The 24,812-nt window shown below is 44.3% G+C and carries 17 protein-coding genes; 10 read left to right on the top strand and 7 right to left on the bottom strand.

The features are described from left to right. Positions 1-4 precede the first annotated feature (4 nt). The 4 genes from SIO70_RS04255 (at position 5) to SIO70_RS04240 (ending at position 9,021) form a co-directional block, all read left to right on the top strand. A complete protein-coding gene (locus SIO70_RS04255; RefSeq protein ID WP_320579726.1) occupies positions 5-1,609 on the top strand; it encodes a DUF6377 domain-containing protein in 1,605 nt (534 codons plus the stop codon). Between the two features lie 381 nt (positions 1,610-1,990). Next, the gene (locus SIO70_RS04250; RefSeq protein ID WP_320579724.1) at positions 1,991-4,945 is read left to right on the top strand and encodes a SusC/RagA family TonB-linked outer membrane protein; all 2,955 of its coding nucleotides are present in this window, start codon (positions 1,991-1,993) and stop codon (positions 4,943-4,945) included. Between the two features lie 23 nt (positions 4,946-4,968). Further along, positions 4,969-6,513 (top strand): RagB/SusD family nutrient uptake outer membrane protein, encoded by a 1,545-nt coding sequence (locus tag SIO70_RS04245; protein WP_320579722.1) that lies wholly within the window; start codon positions 4,969-4,971, stop codon positions 6,511-6,513. Positions 6,514-6,570: 57 nt separating this feature from the next. Beyond that, positions 6,571-9,021: a TIM-barrel domain-containing protein gene (locus SIO70_RS04240; protein WP_320579720.1), complete on the top strand. Its 2,451-nt coding sequence runs from the start codon at positions 6,571-6,573 to the stop codon at positions 9,019-9,021. A gap of 1,186 nt (positions 9,022-10,207) precedes the next feature. On the opposite strand, the gene SIO70_RS04235 is transcribed toward SIO70_RS04240, so the two are convergent. The 3 genes from SIO70_RS04235 to SIO70_RS04225 form a co-directional block, all read right to left on the bottom strand. Beyond that, positions 10,208-11,299, bottom strand: a complete 1,092-nt coding sequence (locus tag SIO70_RS04235) for a family 10 glycosylhydrolase (RefSeq protein ID WP_320579717.1) — start codon at positions 11,297-11,299, stop codon at positions 10,208-10,210. A gap of 24 nt (positions 11,300-11,323) precedes the next feature. Then, positions 11,324-12,427: a carbohydrate-binding family 9-like protein gene (locus SIO70_RS04230; protein ID WP_320579715.1), complete on the bottom strand. Its 1,104-nt coding sequence runs from the start codon at positions 12,425-12,427 to the stop codon at positions 11,324-11,326. 89 nt (positions 12,428-12,516) lie between these two features. After that, the gene (locus SIO70_RS04225) at positions 12,517-13,401 is read right to left on the bottom strand and encodes a carbohydrate kinase (RefSeq protein ID WP_320579713.1); all 885 of its coding nucleotides are present in this window, start codon (positions 13,399-13,401) and stop codon (positions 12,517-12,519) included. Between the two features lie 373 nt (positions 13,402-13,774). On the opposite strand from SIO70_RS04225, the gene SIO70_RS04220 reads away from it, so the two are divergent. The 6 genes from SIO70_RS04220 (at position 13,775) to SIO70_RS04195 (ending at position 19,542) form a co-directional block, all read left to right on the top strand. After that, the gene (locus SIO70_RS04220) at positions 13,775-14,401 is read left to right on the top strand and encodes a TetR/AcrR family transcriptional regulator (protein ID WP_320579712.1); all 627 of its coding nucleotides are present in this window, start codon (positions 13,775-13,777) and stop codon (positions 14,399-14,401) included. Then, positions 14,391-15,791, top strand: coding sequence for a TolC family protein (locus SIO70_RS04215; protein WP_320579710.1), 1,401 nt, complete (start codon positions 14,391-14,393; stop codon positions 15,789-15,791). The genes SIO70_RS04220 and SIO70_RS04215 overlap by 11 nt, the downstream gene beginning before the upstream one ends. A gap of 41 nt (positions 15,792-15,832) precedes the next feature. Beyond that, a complete protein-coding gene (locus SIO70_RS04210) occupies positions 15,833-16,930 on the top strand; it encodes an HlyD family secretion protein (protein ID WP_320579708.1) in 1,098 nt (365 codons plus the stop codon). Positions 16,931-17,067: 137 nt separating this feature from the next. Beyond that, entirely contained in the window at positions 17,068-18,645 is a 1,578-nt protein-coding gene (locus tag SIO70_RS04205; RefSeq protein WP_320579706.1) for a DHA2 family efflux MFS transporter permease subunit, read from the top strand. Positions 18,646-18,993: 348 nt separating this feature from the next. Further along, positions 18,994-19,236, top strand: coding sequence for a hypothetical protein (locus tag SIO70_RS04200; RefSeq protein WP_320579704.1), 243 nt, complete (start codon positions 18,994-18,996; stop codon positions 19,234-19,236). A gap of 57 nt (positions 19,237-19,293) precedes the next feature. After that, on the top strand, positions 19,294-19,542 hold the full coding sequence (locus SIO70_RS04195; protein ID WP_320579703.1) for a hypothetical protein: 249 nt from the start codon (positions 19,294-19,296) through the stop codon (positions 19,540-19,542). A gap of 7 nt (positions 19,543-19,549) precedes the next feature. Here SIO70_RS04195 and SIO70_RS04190 read toward each other — a convergent pair whose 3' ends face one another. The 4 genes from SIO70_RS04190 to SIO70_RS04175 all read right to left on the bottom strand — a co-directional run bounded on the left by SIO70_RS04190 (position 19,550) and on the right by SIO70_RS04175 (position 24,808). Further along, a complete protein-coding gene (locus tag SIO70_RS04190) occupies positions 19,550-21,397 on the bottom strand; it encodes a monovalent cation:proton antiporter-2 (CPA2) family protein (RefSeq protein WP_320579701.1) in 1,848 nt (615 codons plus the stop codon). 29 nt (positions 21,398-21,426) lie between these two features. After that, positions 21,427-21,960, bottom strand: coding sequence for an NAD(P)H-dependent oxidoreductase (locus SIO70_RS04185; protein WP_320579699.1), 534 nt, complete (start codon positions 21,958-21,960; stop codon positions 21,427-21,429). Positions 21,961-22,033: 73 nt separating this feature from the next. Then, a complete protein-coding gene (locus SIO70_RS04180; RefSeq protein WP_320579697.1) occupies positions 22,034-23,890 on the bottom strand; it encodes a chloride channel protein in 1,857 nt (618 codons plus the stop codon). A gap of 9 nt (positions 23,891-23,899) precedes the next feature. Continuing rightward, positions 23,900-24,808: a transglutaminase-like domain-containing protein gene (locus tag SIO70_RS04175; RefSeq protein ID WP_320579695.1), complete on the bottom strand. Its 909-nt coding sequence runs from the start codon at positions 24,806-24,808 to the stop codon at positions 23,900-23,902. Between the last annotated feature and the right edge of the window lie 4 nt (positions 24,809-24,812).

The following is a 24,812-nucleotide window of genomic DNA, read 5'->3' as shown; positions in this document are numbered from 1 at the left end:
ACGAATGAAGTGTAAGATCATCTCGCTGTTTTTGCTCATGCATTATGGGCTGCTCCACGCCTTTCCCAAAAATGACAGCTTGCTGGAACGGTTAAACCATACTATTGAACAGGCTGCTGTGTATGATGCAGACAAACTCAGGCAGATCAATGCGCTGAGAGCTGAATTAGTCAGTACTCATTCCCTTTCCCTCCGGGAACAGTTTGATATCTGCCAGCAGCTATATGAACAATTCAAAGTTTTTAAATTCGATTCTGCATTTGCATACGCCCAGCAACTAAAATCCCTGGCGGAAAAGATGAAAGATTCCAGCCGGATCAATTATGCAGGTGTTAAACTGGGATTTGTGCTTTTGTCGTCGGGGATGTTTAAGGAAACCGGCGATTACCTGGCGGTGATTGATGTGCATAAATTGCCTGATAGCGCCAGGGCGGAATACTACGCATTGAAGAGCCGTTATTATTATGACCTTACGGATTATAGCAGCGACCAATATTTTGCACCCGGTTATACCCAACTGGGAGGTGCCTGTATAGACTCCGCACTGGTACTTTTTAAACCCCATAGTTTCAGTTATGACTATAATTATGGATTGATGTATCAGAAAGCAGGTAATTTGGATAGTGCGGCCTATTATTATCGTTTAGCGGTTGCTCATACAGATCTGACGGTACACCAAACTGCGATTGCCACTTCTTCTCTGGGAAACATTTTTATTCGTACCGGCAAAAAGGATAGTGCTATCATTATGATGGCTATTGCTGCCATGGCAGATATCAAATCCAGTACCAAGGAAACTACTGCCATGTTTATTTTGGCGAGTCTCCTTTTTAAAGAACAGGATGTAAAGAATGCCTCGCGGTACATAGAATATGCTGTCAACGATGCCTCGTTTTACGGCGCCCGTCTCCGAAAAGTGCAACTAAGTGCCATTGTTCCCATCATCGAGGGTGAAAAAATCAATACGGTAGAAGGACAGAAAAAAATGCTGTTCGTATACGCCACTATCGTTACGCTTCTTCTGCTGGCGCTGGTATGGCTTGCTATCATTATACTCAGGCAGTATAAAAAGTTGCAATCTGCCCAACAAGCCATTACTACAGCTCATGCCGTACAACAGGAAATTAACGAGAAACTGATGGAGGCGAATAAAATCAAAGAAGAATATATCGGTTATTGCTTCCAGATCAACTCTGCTTACCTCGACAAAATCAAGAAGTTCAAGAAGCTGGCCGACCAGAAATTGTCGGATAACAAATATAGCGAGGTCAAATACCTGGTAAATAATATAGACCTCAAAGAGGAAAGGGAACAGTTGTTCCGAAACTTTGACCGGATTTTCCTCCGCATCTTCCCCAACTTCGTCACCGTATTTAATTCCTTTTTCAAGGAAGAAGACCAGATCAGACTAAAAGAAGATGAACTGCTCAATACAGATCTTCGTATTTTTGCCTTAATAAGGATAGGCATCAATGACAATGTAAAAATTGCCCAGATTCTGGAGTACTCTGTTAACACGATTTACACCTATAAAACCAAGATCAAGAACAAGGCAATCATTCCAAAAGAGGAGTTTGAAGAGCGGCTAATGGACATAAAAGCACTGTAATAACCATTATATATAAAATTTATTAATTCGTATGTAAGTAATTGACTATTAACTAATTTGTTATGAAAGGAAACCCGTTTTGAGCTTTATTTTCTATATCAGGGCCATATAAATTGTCGGCCCGTTTAATCCGTTTTATTTTGAATCATCAACCAAAGCCTGTGTTGTAGTTTTATTGTAACCTGTAGTGACCGGACGCGCAGCATTTTAAAATTCCAGTTATGAAAGAACAAGTTGTGATTGCAGTCCGGTAACGGACTGAAACTATTCTTTCTCATTTTTTTAATGGACCTAAGTACGTCAGCATGCCTGACCGTACACTCCATTCATTTCATTTTTCCATACGGCATCAATATTCCACAAACCAATAAAAACTGATCTATGACCAATCTCCTGTTTTGTAAGGTGCGGCTATTATGCTCGTTATTACTGCTAGTAGCAGGCATAGCAAGCGCACAGAACCGGCCCGTCACCGGTAAAATAACAGACGAAAATGGCAACCCCGTTCCAGGTGCTACCGTTCAGGTAAAAGGTACTAATACAGGTACCGCAGCCACGGTAGATGGTACTTTTAAATTAAGTGTTCCCCCCAATGCGAACACGCTTGTTATTTCCTTCATCGGTTATGTAAACCAGGAAGTGAGCATCGCCGGAAAATCCGAATTCTCCATTTCACTGGTACCTGCCAGCACTACCCTCACTGATGTGGTGGTAGTAGGTTATGGTACTACCCGCAAAAAGGACCTGACTGGTTCCGTTGTCTCGATCAAGTCGGCTGATTTTAACAAAGGGATCGTCACCGCCCCCGATCAGTTGATCCAGGGTAAGGTAGCCGGCCTCATGGTCATGAATAATAGTGGTGCACCCGGTGGCGCCACTACTGTAAGAATTCGTGGTAACTCCTCCGTAAGAACCGGTAACCAACCGTTATATGTGGTAGATGGTATGCCGCTGGATGGTCGTACCGCCAAACCATCTGTGAATGCAAATGGTTTAGGTCAGACCCCGGATGCCAACCCGCTCAATTTTATCAACTCCTTCGATATCCAATCCATGGATGTATTGAAAGATGCATCCGCTACCGCCATTTATGGTGCCAGAGGTGCCAATGGCGTGGTGATCATTACTACAAAGAAAGGGCAGTCCGGCCCTCCAAAACTGGATGTCAATTACTCAGCCGGCGCCAGCAGTATTCTGAAAAAACTGGATGTACTGGATGCAGCAGGGTACAGAGCAGCCCTGAAACAATATAACCTCACTTCCGGCGATGAAGGCAGCAATGTAGATGCCATGAACAGCATTCTCCGTACAGGTATCACTCACAATGTGAATGTGGGTCTCAGCGGTGGGAATGATAATGGCGTATACCGTGCTTCTTTTGGTATGCTGGATCAACAAGGTATTGTAAAGAAAACCGGTCTGAAAAAGTATACTGCCAATCTGAATGGCCAGTTTAAATTGCTGGACAACCAGCGAATAGGTATCGACTACTCTATTCAGGCTGCACATACCACGGAACAAATTGCGCCAATTACAAATGACGCCGGTTTTACCGGTAGCCTCATCGGTCAGGCATTGCAATGGAACCCTACCCTGGCGCTTCGTAAGGCAGATGGTTCCTTTAATATATTGGGAGCCGGTTCCGCCATTAACCCAGAGGCAATGTCCGCCGCTTATGATGATGTGGTAAATGTGAACAGCATTCTGGCGAACCTCTCTCCTTATATCAAAATCACCAACGACCTGGAATACCGCTTTGTGTATAGCATCAACCACCAGGTGGGTGAAAGGGAAACGCAGATTGCTTCCTTTATTAATATCACTGGTGTACAGGACAACGGGCAGGCTTATTATGGAACCAATACCCTGACATCCCAATTGTTCACCCACACCCTGAACTATAATAAACAGGTGACCAAATCCCTGTTCCTCAGCGCTGTAGTAGGTTATGAAAGCCAGCAGTTTAACTATAAAGGACGTAGTATGGGTGGTTTAGGTTTCACCACCGATGAGCTGAAGTATGTAGATATCCTGCAGAATCCTACTCAGACCAATACATTCATTTCTTCCTTTAGAAATCCGAAGTCAGAACTGCAATCCTACTTTGGCAGGGTCAACCTGAATTTCTTTGACAAATACCTGCTGACCGCTACCCTGAGAGCAGACGGTTCCAGCAAGTTCGGGGAGAACAATAAATATGGGTACTTCCCTTCTTTCGCCGCTAAATGGAATATCGCCAATGAGTCTTTCCTGAAAGATAATAAGACCATCAATCAGCTGGCTCTGCGTGTAGGTTGGGGTATCACCGGTAACCAGGAGTTCCCTGCCGGTGCCGCACAGGAACAATATACCCTCAACGCCAATGGAGGCGCCAGTCTGAGCAATGTAGCCAATCCTAATCTGAAATGGGAAAGCTCCAAACAGCTGAATGCCGGTATCGACTATGCATTCTTCAACGGCAGATTGTATGGTAGCGTCGACTACTTCAATAAGAATACGACTAACCTGCTCTTCAACTTCCCTGCTATTCAGCCGGCACCAGCATCCAATTACTGGATCAACCTGCCTGCCAACGTGATCAACAAAGGGTTTGAAATCGTAATTCGTGGCGATGTGGTGGCGACCAAAGATTTCACGTGGGATCTGGGGGTGAATGCCACTTTCCTGACCAACGAGCTGAGAAACTACGATGGCCCTCCGGTACTGACTGGCTCCATCAGCGGACAAGGTGTGTCTAACGCTTATGCTCAGCGCCTGGTGAACAATATGCCATTGAACTCTTTTTATGTGAGACAGTTCGAAGGCTTTGATGACAATGGCCAGGGTATATACAAGGATAATGGTAACAGCATGTACTTCCTGGGACAACCTAACCCCAAGACCATGATGGGTATCATTACCTCCGTGAATTATAAAAGCTGGACACTCGGTGCGAATATGCACGGTGCTTTCGGATTCGATATCTATAATAACACTGCCAATACAGTATTGCCTATCGGCAACCTGGGATCCAGGAATATCTCCGCAAAACTGGTGGGAACTAAAGAGGCATTGTCCAACCCTATCACGGTATCCAGCCGTTACCTGGAAAAAGGCAATTTCATGAAAATGGATAACGTCACCCTCAGTTATAAAATCGGGAATATCGGAAAGGTGATCAAGGGCGCTTCTGTTTACTTAACAGGTCAGAACCTCTTTATCATTACCAAATACACCGGATTTGACCCTGAAGTAAACACGGATAAAAACATAAATGGGGTTACATCTCTGGGTATTGAATACTCACCTTATCCAACAGCCAGGAGCTTCCTCGCTGGTATCAATTTCTCGTTATAAATCACTGACCAAAAATTACTGACATGCGATCCAAAATAGCATATATAATACTAGTACTTGTAATAGGTGGAATGGCGTCCTGTACAAAACTGGATGAAAAATTAGGTTCCACATTAACCAAGTCTCAGGCAGATTCTGTGATCAAAGTAGCTGCACTATTGGTGACAGCTTACGATGGACTTCAATTGCCTTTTCAGGACCAATCCAGCTACTGGGCCTTATGTGAGATGACAGCTGACGAAGCCGTGGCACCTACCCGCGGTGGTGACTGGGATGATAATGGGGTATGGCGGGCATTGAAACTACACAACTGGAATTCGGACCATACCTTCATTAGTAATTCATTTACGAATATTCTTCAGTTGCAGTTCCTGGCTACGAACGTGCTGAACTTCAAGCCCAACGATGCACAGGCGGCAGAGGCCCGTTTTCTGCGTGCATTTTCGATGTTTGCGACCCTTGATGGATGGGGACAGGTACCTTTCCGTAATCCGGGCGATACCTTGCTGAATGCACCTAAAGTGTTGAAGGCAGCCGAAGCAACAGACTTTCTCATCAGTGAGCTGGAAGCGATTATTCCAGCACTGTCAGACAGTGCACAGGCTTATACCGCCAATAAAAATGCTGCACGGGCATTGCTCATGAAAGTTTATCTGAACAGAGGAGCATTCCTGAACAGACAATCACCCACCTTTGATGCAGCTGACATGCAAAAGGTGATTACATTGGCAGATCAGATTATTGCATCAGGTAAGTATAGCCTGGCCAATAATTTCTTTTCCAATTTCGCTTACAATAATGATATAATCGGTACAGAAAATATCTTTACCCAGCGCAATGGACCTGGTTATAGTACTGCCAGAAGTGGTAACTCTTCTTTTTGCCGCTGGGCCCCTACCCTGCACTATAATCAGGATCCAAGCGGATGGAATGGCTTCACAACCATATCAGATTTCTATGATAAGTTTGAGGCCACCGATACCCGCAGAGGTGGTAGCTATGCTGGCGTGACAGATGTAACAGGTCTGAAAGTAGGCTTCCTGCTTGGGCAACAATATGGTGCAGGTGGTGTAGCGCTTCAAGACAGAAAGGGCCATGCACTCATCTTTACAAGAGAACTGAAATTGCAGGAAACAGATCAGGCTACCCTGGAAGTGTCCGGTATCCGTGTGGTGAAATATCCGCCAGACCTGACTTCCAAAGAATCCAGGAATAGTAATAACGCGAGTAATGACTATGTGTTCCTGCGTTATGCAGATGTATTGCTCATGAAAGCAGAAGCAATGCTCCGCACTGGCGATGCAGCAGGTGGATTGTTAGTTGTGAATGACCTGCGTGTAAAACGTGGTGCTTCTCTATTTACAGAATTGACCCTCGATAACCTGATTGACGAAAGAGGGCGTGAATTGTATTGGGAAGGCTGGCGCAGAGAGGACCTGATCCGCTTTGGTAAATTCCTCGATACATGGCAGCTGAAACCTGCAGACGATCCTAAATATTTATTATTCCCTATTCCCACCAGCGACCTTTCGGTTAATAAGAACCTGGTTCAGAACGCAGGTTATTAATCACATACATCAGCTGACGGATCTGTCGCCGTCGGCTGATGTTGTTAAAGTCATCTTATGAACAGATTAGTTTGGATTGCTATGGTAGTGTTGACAACGCTACCAGGCAGCAGGGCGCTCTTTGCCCAGAATGGTGTCGTAAATGCTGGCGATGTAAAACAGGTACGCATTGGAAAAGGCCAGGTGAACCTTACAACTACAAATGCTTATGTACAGATAAGTATATACAATGATAGCGTGATCAGGGTAAGAATGGACCGGCAGCCACTGGGGGATGATTTTTCTTATGCGGTTATCGCCCTTCCATCTCCAGGGTCAGCGACTATCAAAGCAACGAATGACCAGATCAACATTACCACCACACTTATACAAGCCCGTATAAGTAAACGGCCTTTCTCCATTTCTTTTTATACTCCGGATGGTCAGCCCATCAACGAAGAAGAAAACGGATTAACGACTTCATGGGTAGATAATACTGTGACGGCGTACAGGAAAATGCAGCCTGAAGAGCGCTTTATTGGTTTGGGAGAGAAGAACGGACCACTGGATAGAGCAGGTACTGCCTATACAAACTGGAACTCCGATGTATTTGGTTATAGAACGGATCAGGATCCGCTTTACAGCACTATTCCTTTTTATATAGGTATTCATCATGGATTGGATTATGGAATTTTCCTGGATAATACGTACCAGTCGGATTTCAATTTCGGCGCCAGTAATAATCGTTTTTCATCCTTTGCTGCGAGAGGGGGTGAAATGAATTATTACTTTATTCATGCGCCTTCTGTGGCAGGTATTATACAAGCTTATACAGGGTTGACAGGTAGAATACATATGCCGCCATTGTGGAGCCTGGGTTATCAGCAGAACCGATATAGCTATTATCCCGATCAGGAGGTGTTACGTATTGCACAGACACTGAGAGAGAAGAAAATACCAGCAGATGGGATTACACTGGATATCCATTATATGGATGCTTATAAACTGTTTACATGGGATAAAAATCGTTTTCCTGATCCGGCAGGAATGATCAGTAAACTAAAGCAGCAGGGATTTCAACTCACTGTTATCAATGACCCTGGAATTAAAGTAGAGAGAGATTATGAAGCTTACGAAAATGGTGTGCAGGAAAATGTGTTCATCAAGTATGTAGATGGACAATTGTATTCCGGGCAGGTTTGGCCTGGCTGGTGCCACTTTTCTGATTTTACGAGTGAGAAAGGACGTAACTGGTGGAAGCAGCAATTGAAGTCATATGTAGATGTAGGGGTAGCCGGGTTTTGGAATGATATGAATGAGATCGCGACCTGGGGACAGAAGATGCCGGATAATGTGTTGTTTGATTTTGATGGCCATGGTACTACACACAGGCAGGCGCATAATGTATATGGATTGGAAATGGTGAGGGCGAGTTATGAAGGCGCGCGGGCGGCAATGAATAAACGGCCGTTCATACTTACAAGAGCCGGGTATGCGGGTTTACAGCGCTATTCAGCCATCTGGACCGGTGATAACAGGGCTGAAGATGATCATATGCTGGCAGGGGTACGTATCATGAATAGCCTGGGCATAAGTGGCGTACCGTTTACGGGAATGGATATCGGTGGCTTTACTGGCAATGCAGGAGTTGGTCTTTATACACGATGGATGCAGCTGGGAGCTTTCCTGCCTTATTTCAGAAATCATACAGCTGTCAATACTAAATCGGCAGAGCCATGGGCATTTGGAGAAGAAGCGCTGGAGGTGTCGCGGAATTATATCAATCTGCGCTACCGGTTATTGCCATATATCTATTGTGTGTTTTATGAAGCGATGGAGACGGGTATGCCAGTGATGCGTTCATTGGCGATCAATTATACACAGGATGCGCGTGTGTATGACAACCGTTTCCAGCAACAGTTTCAGTTGGGTAATGCATTTATGATCGCACCTTTTGAAAGTAACCAACAGTATGGAGAAATCTATTTTCCACCGGGTGGTTGGTATGATCTGTATACTGATGAACCGATAGCAGGCGGGCAGATAAGGATCAATAAACTGGGGATGCATGAGCTACCAGTATATGTAAAAGCAGGCAGTATAATACCGATGCAATCACTGGTACAGACTACGGCGGAGCGGCCAAATGATACGTTGTACCTGCATGTGTATAAAGGTGATACCGCCAATGCGATTATTTATTATGAAGATGATGGGCAGACATATGATTATGAAAATGGTGGTTATTACAAGCGAACAATACGCTATGATCACCAGCTGATTCTTGATAAAGCCACAGGCAGCTACACTTCAAAGTTTAGTAATATCAAAATGATACTGCATGGGTTTGGCTCATTGCAGCAGGTGAAAGTCAATGGTGGGGTACAACCTATACAATCTTCCGGCATCAGTTTCCTCTCTCCTATTTCCCGTTTTGATCCACAGGGTGGTTATGCCACAACAGCTGTTTGCCAGGTGCAGGCATTGAGCATAAAAAATAGTGCGGATAGGATTGTGGTGGAATTTTGATGCGGCCTGTTACCCGGTTGGGGGTAGGTATTGGTTGCCTCCACCGGGACCAGGCAAGATTACAGGCTGGCTGGTTTGAACCAGCCGGCCTTTTTTTCTGAAATGGTTTTCATGGCTGTTGGTGAACTCCCTCTTTCATGAATTTTTTTATTTAGGAATGAACAAGGTGAACACTAACATGTAGGAATGAACGAAATGGCGTAAGGAAAACCGAAAAGTATGATGTAAATTCGAGTTGTACAATTGATAATAGTTAACCACAACCTATGTTAAAGATGACACAGCTTATTCATTTATATACAAGATTTCCATTACCACATTATTTGCCAAAACAGCGCTTCAAAAGAGTGTTGCTCTCAATTTTCTGTTTGTCAGAGCGGTAAATTTCTCATAGGGTATAGTAGAAATATAAAACCCGGGAATTATTACTGATACCTGGTCTTTAACTTTTTGGGAGTTGAAGAGAGGAGGAGTATTGCTGTCTACTGTCTCGGATTGCAGAAAAGGGATGAGTATTGCCACCTGCTGTCCTTGAGAGCAGAGAGGGTACTGTCTTTGAGAGCAGAGAGGGATGACTATTGCCTCCTATTTTCTTTAGCAAAGATTTTGATTTTGGGTTCATACATAGATGTTTTCATAACGGGTTATTAATAGTACCCACTATTAACAACAGCTTATAATACATACCCCGGGGTTCATTCCTGAAACCCGGTATCTTATTGAATTATATTCGATCCTATGGATGATCTAATTAAAATGATATTAAAATAGGGGATAATTCATATGTGTAACCGGATGCTAATCCTGGTAGCCGGATTTTTTTAAATCAGTATTCAAAAACAGTATTCAAAAAAATATTTCGATGAACATATACTATCTCATCTCAAAAAAAAATCCTTGCTCCATTCCTGGTCTAAGGATGTGTCTATATACAAGTCATAAGTAACAAATCGAGGACCAAACACGCAGGAACTATTCATGGTTCCTGATTCAATTTATCCAATAAGAAAAAAGAATTATTACCTGCCATTATTGAAATGTTACATATACAACGGCTCATGTTTAGCTTAACTCAGCAAAGACCAATCCTGGTCTTTGAATATACAAACATGTTTTTCATATACACATAAAAAACCGGGGACCTGCAAAGATCCCCGGTCTTTTTACCAAATGCAAAATGATATGTTTATACAGTCGCTTTTTGCAATGCCTGCAATACCTCAGGTGTCACACCACCAAACAGTGATACACCAGATGCACCATGCTGTATCGCGAGCCGGATACCCTTCTCCAGGTCAGCCATGTTACCATTGAAATCCGGCAGGTACAAACCTGCATACAGAGGGAAACGACCATCCAATCCCCTGATACCTTCAGCTACTGCATCGCCTATCCAACCCACACCTTCCTGGTAGAATCCATGATATATCATGGGACATACTGCATTCAATGGCCAGTTAGTCCAATCCTGTCTTACAATGCGTTTAGCAATTTCAGGTGTTGGAAATACTGCTGCTGAAATAGGTTTCTTATGTTTTTTCGCTACGTCCGCCAGGTTGGTCACAACGTTTGTAATTCGGTCATACCTGAACTTACGCCAGGAAGGACTCTGGTCAGGGTGTTGGAGTTCCAGCGGATCTTTGCCATACAGATCTTTATACTTAGTTCTGCAGGTTTCGCAATAGCAGAAATCGTATTCCGGTAATTCTTTTGACTGATCAATACCGTAATTACTCCATAAGTTTACGGGCAGAATCACATCACAATATCTTACATAATCCAGGTGTAATCCATCTACATAATCTTTTGACAACGCTGCTTCAGCCTGTTCTTTCAGGTAGTTGACCGTTTCGGGTTTGCTTGGGCATAGCCAGCGATAATAGCCTACGTAAGGAGGATGTGTAGCGCAGCTTTCACCTTTGCGGTTCTGCGCATACCACTCCGGATGGCTTGCCAGCAACTCCTTCTCTCCCCTGTTCATAGTCCAGATCCAGCGGTGTGCTTTGATACCGTTCTCTTTTGCAATTCTGAAATGTCTTTCGCTGTCTGCTTCAAACATGATATCACCGATACCTGCTTTTTTATAAGCGGCATAGCGTTGACGAATATCTGCATCAGTATCCTTTTCATCTGGATTGATCCAAACGCGGTGTTTGATTTTGGTAGCAGTAGCATCTGCAGCATCTGTTTTTTCTGCTTTTACGATAGCAGGAAGTCCGGCACCCATCATGGCTACGCTGCCAATGCCGACTGATTTAAGGAAATTACGTTTGTTCATAGTATTGGACCTGTAGTAATGTTGTTAGTGTTTTTGAGTTGTTACCTTTCCTTCCTGATCTATACTGGCTTTGTGCATGCCTGTCTTGTCGCTGATCGTAGCGGTAAATTGTCCTGAAATTGCTTCCATAGACAATGTATAAGTAATACCATAGGCAGTAAATGTTGTTTCAGTGAGACCTAGGTCACTCAGTGATGTAGCATAACGTCCGTGTGACTGGCGGTAAGCATTTTGCTGATGATATACTTCCCAGAGATTTTCCTTTGCTTCCTCGATAGAAGGGATAGCTATTTTAACCGGTGTACTGCCTACCGGTTTTTGTACGAAGAACAGGTAACCCCATTTCTCTGGTGCGTGCATATTGATGATGCCCTGTGGAGACCATACCCAGTTATGTTCTGGCAATGGCTTGCCGGTAGTTTTATCCTTACGCTTTACATATTTACCATTCACGATATCAGTATCCCATTCTACCCTGGAGAAGTTGATTCTCCACATGGTACTGTCTTTAATTCTGATATGTTGGTTAAAGAAACCGAATGCACTGAATGGAATAGACATTTCTACCGTCCATTTTTTGTCTTTATCGCCTGGTTTATTTAGTGTGCCGTCTATATGTGTAGCTGTGCGCATGCCTTGTGCATCCCAGTTCATGAGTGCATCTCCGTTTTCACGGTAAGGCTTGGGCATGAACAGATCCATCACTGTATTAAAAGGATTGATCTCTAATTCAAAATACTGATGGGTGTCGCCATCCGGATCTACGAATATTTCAAAATCATTGTCATGGTAAATGATGGTATCATGCTGGTGGAGAGTGGCCCAGATATTGGCATCTTCCAGTTCAGCCAGAATGTACAAATGATCCTGGTCCCACAGCATTTTTAGCCTTGTGCGCATAGCAGGGGCAGGTTGTTTATCCCCTTCTATGTCTGTGAAATCCTGACTCCATTCAGCCTTTTGCCAGGCCGCTTCGTCTGGTTTTCCATCCAGCTTAATGGGTGTGGTGGTCTGATAAACCTGATATTGTCTGGGAGCCAGATAGGCTGCTTTCTTTTGTGCATAGGAAGGGAGGCTCAGACACGCCAATCCCAATCCTGCAATCACATGACGGATAAGTTGAGACATGAGTTAAATATAATAAAAGTCAACTGGGGTTTTCCAGTAAACTCAATGGATGGTATGAATTGTTGATGAATTAAGAATATTCTATCACTTTACCTGTTGATCAGGGCAATGATTTCATCCGGATTATATGCCGGACAACCGCCATGGTACGAGGCTACCAGTGCTCCCAATGCACAAGCGTAAGCCAGTGTGATTGCTGGTGGTGTATTGATAATCCTGTTGTAAAGGAAACCAGCCAGGAATGCGTCGCCGCTGCCAATCGTGTCTGCCACCGTTACCTGATATCCCGGATGCTGATAAAAGACGTTTTCTACAAGTAAAGCCGCCCCTTTATCCCCCAGTGTCACGATGATGGTAGGTATGTCATATTTCTGGCTAAATGCAAGCACTCTTTCTTCCATATCTGCCGGAAACTGGTACCAGTCTCCTATCAATTTCAGTTCTGCCTCATTGATTTTCAGGATCTGACATTGTTGTAAAAGTAATTCCACCAGTTCCTGCGTAAAATGAGGCGGGCGCAGGTTAATATCCAGTACCAGTGTACGATCACCATCCAGCAGTGATAGCAAGGTCTCTCTACTTACCTCATTTCTCGAAGCCAGACTCCCAAATACAAGGTATCCCGGCGTTTTTGCAATTTCCTGCAGGCCAGCTGAAGACTGTATAAAATCCCAGGCTACTGGTTGAACTATTTCGTATTGCATTTCATTTGTGGCTGCCAGGCGGGCATACACTTTTCCGGTTTCGTGTGCCGGATCTCTCTGGATAAACGTGGTATCCAGCTGTAGCAGTTGCATGACCTGTCGGAGGTCATCTCCATCTGCATCATCCCCTGTCGACGATATCATCGCGACTGGTACTCCCAGTTTCTGCAGGTGATAAGCCACATTCATAGGGGCTCCACCCGGCAATTTTTTATCTGGAAGTATATCCCATAATACTTCTCCAAAGCAGGCAACTTGATACGGTTTCATGATTATTCTGTTAAACTGGCGCATATTAATGATTTTCAGTTAAAAAGCCAGAGCATTGGACAATGCTCCGGAGTTGGCACGTTCAATCTTGGATGTTCTAAGAAAGAACTTATAACAATGGACAAAATCGTTTCATGGATATGATCAAATAAGCTCTTTTACCTAAGTTAACCAGACTCAACTAAACCATTCTGTTCATTCTGATTTTCAACTTGCCACTTTATTCACGCGTGCCTGGTTATATTATATTAACCTGCATTTGCCTTAACGACCTTAAAATCTGCTTAAAAGCACACTTTTTCACGAAATATTTAAACGATCGTTTGATTAAATTAAATGTTTGTTTAACTTTGTACCCACAATTCGTTAGAAGATGGAATACAATCACAAGCAATTAGCAATCCTGGATGCAGCAGAACAGCTGTTCGCCTCCCAGGGGTTCCACGGAACCTCTGTCAGGGATATTGCTCATGCCGCCGATGTGAACATCGCGATGATTTCTTACTACTTCGGTTCAAAGGAAAAATTGATTGAAGCCATTTTTCTGAAAAGGATCGTTGGTTGGAAATCACTTTTGGAAACTGTGCTGACGGATGAGTCACTTACATTCGAAATCCGCTTTGACAGGCTGGTGGAGACATATGTTGGACGGATCTTCAATAATCCCTGTTTTAATCTGATGATGATGCGCGCGCAGATTCAGGCTGATCTCGGGGTGAACGACCTGATCCACCAGAATAAAATGGAAGTGTATGGTATCATCAGCGCCTTTATCAAGGCAGGGCAGGAAAAAGGGGTGTTCAATGAGGAAGCCGACATATTGATGATGGTCAATACGCTGATAGGTACAACCAACCATATAATGTCGACCAGGCATCATTTTGCCAGAATTTCCGGGCTTGAACATCTTACAGATGATCAATTACAGCAGCATCTTGTTATACATATCAGTAATCATTTAAAAAAATTGTTAAAAGCCATTCTTATCCATGAAGCTTAATAGCACATACAGGCGATTATGGTCTCTGACAGTGGGAGTATTGTTGACGCTGTCATACCTTGGCAGTCAGGCGCAGGAAAAGAGAACCCTGTCATTGAAGGAAGCCATATCGCTTAGTATTCAGAACAGCAAACAATTGAAGCTCAGCCAAACAAAAATAGATGCGGCTTTGTCCTCAGTAAAAGAAGCTAAAAACGCGCAATTACCAGAAGCCAGTGTATCTGGTTCCTACCTCAGAATCAATTCACCAAACATATACGGTCCACTCCTGGGTGGTAGCAGCGATAGCTCTGGTAGCGGTAGTTCTTTTCCTAAAGTAAACTCTCTCGCCTACGCTATGGCGAGTGTATCTATCCCGGTTTTCTCCGGTTTCATGATACAGAGCCAGAAAGAATCTGCCAAATACCTGGCAGAAGCAGCAAGACTGGATGCAGTGAAAGATCGTGAAGCAGTGATCCAGAATACTATCAATGCATACAGCAACCTGTACAAAGCACAGCAGGCTGTAGCACTGGTAAAAGAAAACCTGAGACAACAGGAACAGCGTGTAACAGACTTTACCAACCTCGAAAAGAACGGGCTGGTAGCAAGAAACGACCTGCTGAAAGTACAACTGCAGCAATCAAACGTAGATGTATCCCTCCTGGAAGCAGAAAGTAACCTGAAAATTGCAAGCATCACAATGGACCTGCTGGTGGGTATTCCGGAAAGCACTGATCTGGAAGCGGTAACCGATACTTACGACCAGGGTGTGGTAGCAAATGGTAAAGGTGTAGCAGAATGGGAGCAGATAGCAATGACCAATCGTACAGACAACGCTGCACTGCAGGCTCGTGAAAAAGCTGCTACCGCAGGTGTGAAAGCTGCAAAAGGTGGATATTATCCTTCCGTAGCCATCACGGGTGGTTATGTAGCGCTGACTATTCCTAATGCTTTCTCAGTAACCAATGCCGTGAATGCAGGTGTAGGCATAAAATACAATATTTCTTCCCTCTGGAAAAACAGTGTGAAAGTTGATGATGCAAAGATCCAGCTGGCGCAGGTACGTGTAAATGAAGAGATGCTGAAGGATGACATTCACATCAGCATTAACAGAGCCTATCAGGACTACCTGGTAAACCAGAAGAAGATCGATATGTACCAGAAGGCCATCGACCAGGCCGAAGAGAATTACAAGATCGTAAAGAACAAGCAGGAAAATAACCTCGCTACTACTACCGATCTGCTCGAAGCTGACGTAGCTAATATACAGGCAAAACTGAACTATGCGTTCGCAAAAGCAGATGCTATGGTTGCTTATTCCAGATTACTGGAAACAGCAGGTGTGCTGAATGAAGCAGGTACAGAAGGAACTACAACGACCGGCACCACAACTACAACCGGTAAATAATTATCTCAGTAACAACTTATTAATATCATATATCGCATTATATGGAAACGCAATCAAATCAAGCGCCTAAGAAAAAGAACTCCACCTTCATCATCGTTTTGGCCGTGTTGGTAATTGGTGGTGGTGCATTTGGTATCACTAAATATATTCATGGTCAACACCACGAAGAAACAGATAACGCTCAGGTTGAAGCAAACGTGAGCCCTGTTATCCCTCGTGTAACCGGTTATGTGAAAGAAGTACGTGTAAAAGATAACCAGAAAGTTAAGAAAGGCGACACCCTCGTTATCCTCGATGACAGTGATCTTAAGATCAAACTGGCACAGGCTGAAGCCGCTCTGGCTGCAGCTGAAGCACAGGTATCTGTAGCTACTGCTAATACTACTGCCGCCCGTTCCAACATCGCTTCTTCTTCTGCTAACATCGGTGCTGTAGATGCACAGATCAAAGCTGCTGAAGTAAACGTATGGCGTGCAAACCAGGACTACGAACGTTACAACAACCTGATCAAAGATCACTCTATCACTCAGCAACAATATGAGCAGGCACTGGCTACCAAGCAGACTGCTGAACGTCAGCTGAAAGTATTGCAGGAGCAGAAAGAAGTTGCTTCCCGCCAGACCAGCGCTGTTGGTTCCCAGGCAAATGCTACTGCTGAATCTATCAATGCTGCCAAAGCGATTATCAAAGAACGTCAGACAGAAATAGACAATGCAAAATTGCAACTGAGCTATACGATCATCCTCGCTCCTGAAGATGGTGAACTGTCAAAAATTTATGTACAGCCAGGTCAGCTGGTGCAGGCTGGTCAATCCCTTTTCAGCGTAGTATTATCCAATGATATATGGGTAGTTGCTAACTTCAAGGAAACTCAGCTGGATAAAATGAAGCCAGGTCAGGAAGTAGAAGTACATGTAGACGCTTTCCCGGGTAAAACGCTGAAAGCGAAAGTAGCTTCCTTCTCACCTGCTACCGGTTCCCGTTTCGCACTGCTGCCTCCGGATAACGCTTCTGGTAACTTCGTGAAAGTGGTACAACGTCTGCCTGTAAAGATCGAATTCGTCAATGCATCTGCACAACCGGAAGTTAAACAACTCCGCCCAGGTATGAACGTGTTGGTGGATGTTCACCTCGACTAATTTTTCAATCGCCGGTGATCAATTACGAATTACGGGAAAGGACTCACATTAGTACTTCAGACTGGATATAAATATCGCTTGGCTGTAATTCGTAATTGAACATCTGCGGATTGATCACTATAAAATAATTCAACATCATGCAACAAGAGAATCTGGTAGAATATGGTGCCCGCAGGGTCATCATTACAATCACTGCCATTTTTTGCGCCTTGCTGGAGATCGTGGATACCACCATCGTGAACGTGGCCCTGAATGATATGCGCGGAAATATGGGAGCTACCTTGAGTGAGATCGGTTGGGTGATCACAGCGTATGCGATTGGTAACGTAATCGTGGTTCCGATGACCAGCTGGTTGTCACAACAGTTCGGTAGACGTAACTACTTCGCAGTTTCCATAATAATCTTTACCATTTCCTCCTTCCTCTGCGGTAACGCACACACATTGTGGGAACTGGTATTGTTCCGCTTCATACAAGGTTTAGGCGGTGGTGCACTGCTGGTAACTTCTCAAACGATTATCACTGAAAGCTACCCTCCTGAAAAACGTGGTATGGCACAGGCCATCTACGGTTTGGGTGTGATCATCGGACCTACCCTCGGTCCTCCTTTGGGTGGTTATATCGTAGATAACTTCGCATGGCCATATATCTTCTACATTAATATTCCAATCGGTGTGATTGCTACACTGCTTACACTGCAGTTCGTACGTAGTCCTAAATATGCAGAGAAGAAGTCAGCGAGTGAAATTGACTGGTGGGGTATTGGCTTCCTGGCAATGGCCGTTGGTTCGCTGCAATATGTATTGGAACGCGGACAGGAAGATGACTGGTTCAACGATACAACCATCCTCGTATTAGGTATCGCCGCAGTATTAGGTTTCTTCTTCTTTATATGGAGAGAACTGGTATATAAAAATCCGATCGTAGAGTTAAGGGTATTAGCGAATCCAAACCTCCGGGTAGGTACATTACTATCCTTCCTGTTAGGTTTCGGTCTGTACGGATCTACTTTCATCATTCCCCTGTATACGCAGGGACTGCTTGGATGGACCGCTACCCAGTCAGGTATGCTCATGATACCGGCGGCATTGATGACCGCAGTTATGATGCCACTGATTGGTAAGCTGCTGGAAAAAGGGGTACCTAATCAGTATCTGGTAGCCGCAGGTATGGTGCTGTTCTTTGTATATAGCTTCTGGGGATACAAAATCATTTCTCCCGATACAGGTAAAGATGATTTCTTCTGGATGCTGATCGTACGTGGTATTGGTATGGGTATGCTGTTTATCCCGATCACAGCACTGTCTCTTTCTACCCTGAAAGGGCAACAGATTGGTCAGGGTGCTGCATTCACGGGTATGATGCGTCAGTTGGGAGGTTCCTTCGGGGTGGCACTGATTACGACCTTCGTGTCAAGACGTAATGAGCTGCACCGTATGGACCTGGTGAGCAAGCTGGATACCAACAATCCTGATGTGATGAACAGAGTCCATTCCGCTGCAGCTTCCTGGGCAAGCAAAGGTATGGATACGAAATCAGCGTTGGGAAGTGCTTATCAGGGACTTGAGTACAGCGTATTGAAACAGGCTACAGTAATGTCCTATATGGATGTGTTCCTGTATCTGGGTATCCTGTTCCTCATCTGCGTACCATTCGTACTCATGGTGAAGAGCAACAAGCAACAAGGTAAACTGGACGCAAGTGCAATGCACTAAAAGATATTAAAGATATGTTACTAACAGTGTAACAGTTGTAGGTTTAGGTAATGAGCCGGAGTATTCTTACTCCGGCTTTCTTATTTCCATATGGGGATATATTATTTTCTATATGCATATGTGTACAATTTGCCAACAATAGTTATTCACATTTTCAATATTTGCCACAAATGTGGAAAAATATACTCGAAGATATAACTGGGTATAGTACCTTTGTGCTACCTAATGCCGTGGCATTGGGCTTGCCCCAAATATTAGCATAAGAATTGTCATTGTTTAATAGCATCTGGACAGTATTATAAAAACCAAAAGGAAAAAGATCAAAACCGGATCCCAAAATTTACCTTTATGAAGAGAATTGCATTTGCGTTTGCTACCGTAGGAACAGTATTCGCCGTATTAGCACAATATGCTTTCACAAACGATTGGGCCTGGTTCAGGGTATTTCACACCCTGGGCTTTATAGGCTACATCTTCATCATTAGTGCGGCTGCATTCTTCTCTCTGATGTTCATACATCAGCTCTCAAGAGATGAAAAAGTAAGAATGCGCAACCGTAGTATGGATATGGATGGAAGCATCGATGTGTAAACGGCTGCTGACCTTTGTTAACCGACGCCATTATTAAAAACACTGGGAAATAGTCCGATGGAGGATTTTAATTTTATTCTGAAATTTGAGTACAAAGGAAAGCCGCACATCATCGAAGTGCGGCCATGGGTACAGACTTATAAGATTGCATTTAAAGTTACCGTAGAAGAACACGAAGTCACATTTGAACAGGATGAAGAAGGTCGCTTGCGTGCTATCAGTGAGGTGCCCCACTCCTCCAGATCAGTTGATCACGGGCTCATTGCCTTTATTGCTGAAAAGATTGAAGAAGCGCTGGCTGAGTAAGGGTTCCTTACTCGTCCTGCCTTGCTTCATCTATCAGTGACTGCTCATCCCATCCCAAACCAGACGGATTAAATCTGGTCGTTCTTTCACCGGACATCAGTTTCTCCAACTCCTCAATACGTTCCTTCACAGTATTGATATACAACTTTTTATCATCGCGTATAGCGGATAGCCCTTTCATGGCTTTTTCATCCTGCTTACGAAAGGTGCCTGCATTCCTATATGCATGATATGCCCTGATACCCAGCATCTGCAGGGCATCTGCTCCCATACGCAGGGAAGTATCCAGGGTTTCCCTGTAGATGTGTAGTACACCGAGGTCCATCAGCTCAAAAGTATCGGGTATGTTCTCTGCTTTCACCAACATTTGCAGGTGAGGGAAGTGTTTTCTCACTACCCGTACTACTTCCAATGTCTGCTCTACTGTATCCATCGCTACAATGATCACTTTGGCCTCTGCCGCTCCTGCTGATTCCAGCATGTCTCTGCGGGCAGCATCGCCATAATATACCTTCACACCCAGGTTGTGCAGGGCATCTACCCTGTCAGAATCCAGGTCGAGGATGGTAGCTTTCACTCCATTTACCCTGAGGAAACGCCCTACTATATTGCCAAAACGGCCAAAGCCGGCAATGATGATCGGATGTTTTTCCTGTATCTCATCAGCCTCCCGTGTGTTCGCAGGTTGTACACTGAACCGGGGTTGTATTAACCTTTCATAAGCCAGTAGCAACAACGGTGTCAGCGCCATGCTGATCGCAACCACCGCCGTAAGGATACTCACAGTGGCCTGCGGCAGTATATTATTCTGGTTCGAAAATGACAACAATATAAAGGCAAACTCTCCAACCTGCGATAAAGCGATGGCAAATAACAGATTTTGCTCAATTTTGACCTTGAAGACCTTACCTAACGTTAACAGTATCAGTGACTTTAGTGCCATTAAGCCTATTACAAGCCCTAAAATCACCCAGGGCATACTCAGTATCAGTTTGAAGTCGATAGACGCGCCTACGGCCATAAAAAACAGTCCTAGCAGCAACCCCTTGAATGGCTCAATATCACTTTCCAGTTCATGGCGATACTCACTGTTCGCCAGTACTACGCCCCCTAAGAAGGCACCCAGTGCCGGACTCAATCCCACCAGCGACATGAGCACTGATATCGCCACTACCAGCAATAAAGAAAACGCTGTGAACAACTCTCTCACCCTTGTCGCAGCAATAATGCGCAACAAGGGTCTTAACAGGTATCGCCCTGCTACCACAATCACGACCACAGCTCCCAGTACCACCAGCGTTTGCCCCCATGCTGGTAAATTATCTCTTAATGATGACTCGCTATGGCTGCCTTCCGGTGATGAGGTCCCCGCCAGCAATGGAAAAACCGCCAGCATAGGAATAACTGCGATATCCTGGAACAGTAATACTGAAAATGCACTTTGACCAGCAGCAGAAGACAACTGCCCTTTCTCCTTGAGACTTTGCAGCACAATAGCTGTGGAAGAAAGCGATAAGATCATGCCCAATGCCAGTGCAGCATTGAGTGGTTGCCCCAGTAGCATGGCTAAACCCGCTACCGCTGCCGTAGTAATCAACACCTGCAATCCCCCCAGCCCCAATATCGGCGCCCGCAGGTTCCATAGCAACGCAGGTTCTAACTCTATCCCGATCAGGAACAGCATCATTACCACCCCAAACTCTGCGAAGTGCATAAGATCCTGCCCTTCACTCCCAATAAACCCCATGAGGGAAGGTCCAATCACTACCCCTGCCAGTAGATAACCCAGTACAGAGCCCAGGCCCAGCTTTTTGGCAATGGGTATAAACACCACTGCCGCCGCGAGATAGATCATGGTTATAAAAAAGTATGAATGCTCCATAGTTATCTGTCCCTTAAGTTTTCCAGAAATTGTTTGTAACTGATAGCCTGTTCACTGATGCCGGTGGCATCCATCTGGTGAGTACCATACACTACGAATGGTTCCAGGTACTGCATATTACAAAGTGTAGCTGTCTGTTTGAATGGCAACAGAAAATCGGGCAATGGATGTTGGTGCCATCCGTCTTTCTGGTAAGCGGTCTCCATGGTTCCTGCAGAAATTACATTCGTAATCCGCTTGCCCCGGAGAGCCGTACCCGTACGACCATAGGCCCAGCCATGTTCCAGCACGAGGTCCTGCCATTGCTTGATAATGGCAGGTGCACTGTACCAGTAAAAAGGATGTTGGAATAAAATAATATCGTGTTGCAGCAATAACCCCTGCTCCTGTCTTACATCGATGTTGAGATCAGGATATGTTTCGTACAGATCATGCACAGTCACCCCCTGCATACCGCGGATAGCGGCCAGCAACTGATGGTGGACCCTTGATTTTTCAAAAGCCGGGTGCGCGAATAGAATCAGAATTCTTGACATAGAAGATGGAAATTACGAATTACGTTTTAAAATTCAGGGAGATCGATGATTTGTAAAACACAATTCGTGGAATCTATACTTCATCGCCAGAGTATTCCTGTAGTAATAATCTGTATTGATTCAGGATTTTTGATTTGGAGATAAAACCAACCAGTTTATCATTATCTACTACCGGCAGGTTCCATTCTTTCACTTCATCAAACTTAGTAATTACATCTACCACATTGTCATGCAGGCCGATCAATGCTGGTGGTTGCTGCATCACTTCTTTTACAGTGACGGTGTCGTAGATCAGCTGGTTGAACATAATCGGACGTATACGATCCAGAGTCACGACTCCATCCAATTTACCTTCGGGAGAAACGACTGCGATCACATTCCGGGTACTGCTTTTTACCAGCTCAATCAGCTGACGCAGACTGGCATTCATATCTATTCGCTGAATCGTATTTTCTACGAGTTCTTCAGTACGTAACAAGGAGAGGATATTCCTGTCATGTTCTTTTGTAAAGATCTTGCCCTCATCTACCAGGTGTTTGAGTTCCGGCGAGATAGGAGAAAACCATTTTGCCAGCAGGAAAGATGTAGAGGAAACAATCATCAGTGGTATGAACAGGTCATACCCTGAGCTGGCTTCTGCAATCAGGAAGATGGCGGTAAGCGGGGCATACATCACGCCACTCATTACACCAGCCATGCCTACGATTACAAGGTTGGTAACGGGAACATCCTGAAATCCCAGCTGTGTACAGAGCATAGCAAAAAAGAATCCCAATACACCACCTGCGAAAAGAGAGGGTGCAAAGTTACCTCCATTGCCACCACTCTGAATGGTAATGGACGAAGCAAATACTTTCAGTAAACAGGTACATCCCAGAAATGCCAGTAAAACCCAGTTTTTAGCTGGTATATACCTGAAGAAACTATTCCGGATGATTTCATCAGCCTGTCCATTGGCCATTAGCTTGATACTTGAATACCCTTCACCAAACAGTGGTGGCATCAGTACACAAAGAATAGAAATGATCAAACCTCCTAATATGGCCTTTTGGAGAGCGCTCCATTTAAGGCTATGAAAGAAGTGTTCTACTTTTTGTGAAATGACAATATAATAACGTGCGTAAAAAGCACTTAACAATCCAAGAATAAGGTAATATGGAACGTTGTGATAATTGAATGCCTGCCTGGATTCAAAGTGAAATAACACCTCCTCCTGTAAAATAATCTTTGACAAAAGACTACCACAAATTGCCGCCAGTATCAAAGGCAGAAAATCAGAAAACACCACCCCCGTGAGCAGAATCTCAAAAGCAAACATCACTCCTGCAATCGGTGCATTAAAAGATGCTGCAATACCTGCAGTTGCACCAGCTGCCAGTAACAGCGTTCTTTCTTTATACCCCAGGTGGTAGTTGCGTGCATAGTTGCTACCAATAGCTGCGCCTGTTACGGCAATAGGACTTTCCAGACCTGCGGAGCCTCCCAAACCTACTGTCAGGGCACTTTGCAGGATCTGTGAATACATTTTAACAGGTGGAATCAGGCTGGAGTTTTGTGCAATCTCATAAAGAATAAGCCCGACCCCTTTGCGCGACTGGCCCTTGAAAAATATGATAACGACAAGTGTAGTTAGTACAATACCAAGGAAAGGGAATACAGCGTAGAAAAAGACCTGTGTACTAAAGTGAACTTTGTAGGTAATAAAGTAGTGAATATAATGAACCAGTGTTTTTAAGATCACCCCCGCTAAACCTGCAACCAGGCCGACCAGAATACCTGAAAGTACAAGAAACTGGTTTCTGTTCATTTTGCTGTGTAACCAGTGAATAATGATCTCATAACTTCGGACCCTTCGCATGCTATACTGCTCAAAATCGCGCTTAAAGCGCAAAAACGAGTGAAACTTCTTTATGTTCTTAAATTGACTCATTGGTTTTTATTAAATTTCAATCAACGCATATACCTTGTCATTCAAATATGGTCCACCGGGGTGGCGTGCAGAATAGTCAAGGTTTATCCAGTATTCGCCTTTCATTTCGTGGTAGTGGACCTCCTTAATAGGTGGATGAGGGAATAGCGTAATAATGGCCTGCTTCATAACTTCAAAATCTTCTTTGTTACCACAATACAGTTCAGGATAAGCATGTCCCTGAATCAGTACTATACGACAACGTGCCCCGATAGATTGCAGGCAGGATACCATCAATATACTATGGTCGTCACAGTCGCCGCCCATACCATTCTGGATGGTTTCCTGAGGCGTAGCAAAATATTCATCACGACGGGTATCGGGTACCCAGCGGAAATTTTTATTGATGTATTTGAACAGCGCCAGATAACGGGATACTTTGCCATACTTGGGGAAATATTCATCAAAATCCTCTACAGAATGGTAAATAGAGAAATTACGAACCAGGGAATCTTTATAGTTGACCTTGTCACGAATACTACGCACCGTTTTATCTCTGTATGTTTCTACGCGGTGGGGATATAAACTGAGGATATCCAGTTGTTTATAGTTTTTTGTACCCCAGTTGCCCTGTACCATTCCTTTATAATCATTCAGTACATTACTGAAGGTATAATTGTCTGCAAAGTAATTAAAGGACAATACGCCTACGACCAGTACAAAGGCTGGAATAATGAGCGGCCTGAAGACCCAGAGTAAGATACGGGTGAACAGAAAGGCAGCGAGTACGGCCAACAGCATATCCAGGTGCCAGCCATCCTCAACCAGCGGTGGTATAAACCGGTTCAGATATGGTGCCAGCGGGAGGATTGTCAAAAGGCTCAGCAGGTTGAGCAGAAATTGCTGGAAAGAAGAATATTTACTTTCATCTATGGCCATTACG

Source organism: Chitinophaga sancti (assembly GCF_034087045.1).
GTDB classification, from domain to species: domain Bacteria; phylum Bacteroidota; class Bacteroidia; order Chitinophagales; family Chitinophagaceae; genus Chitinophaga; species Chitinophaga sancti_B.
Note: the sequence above shows the minus strand (reverse complement) of the source record. Positions and strands in the feature narration are given on the sequence as shown.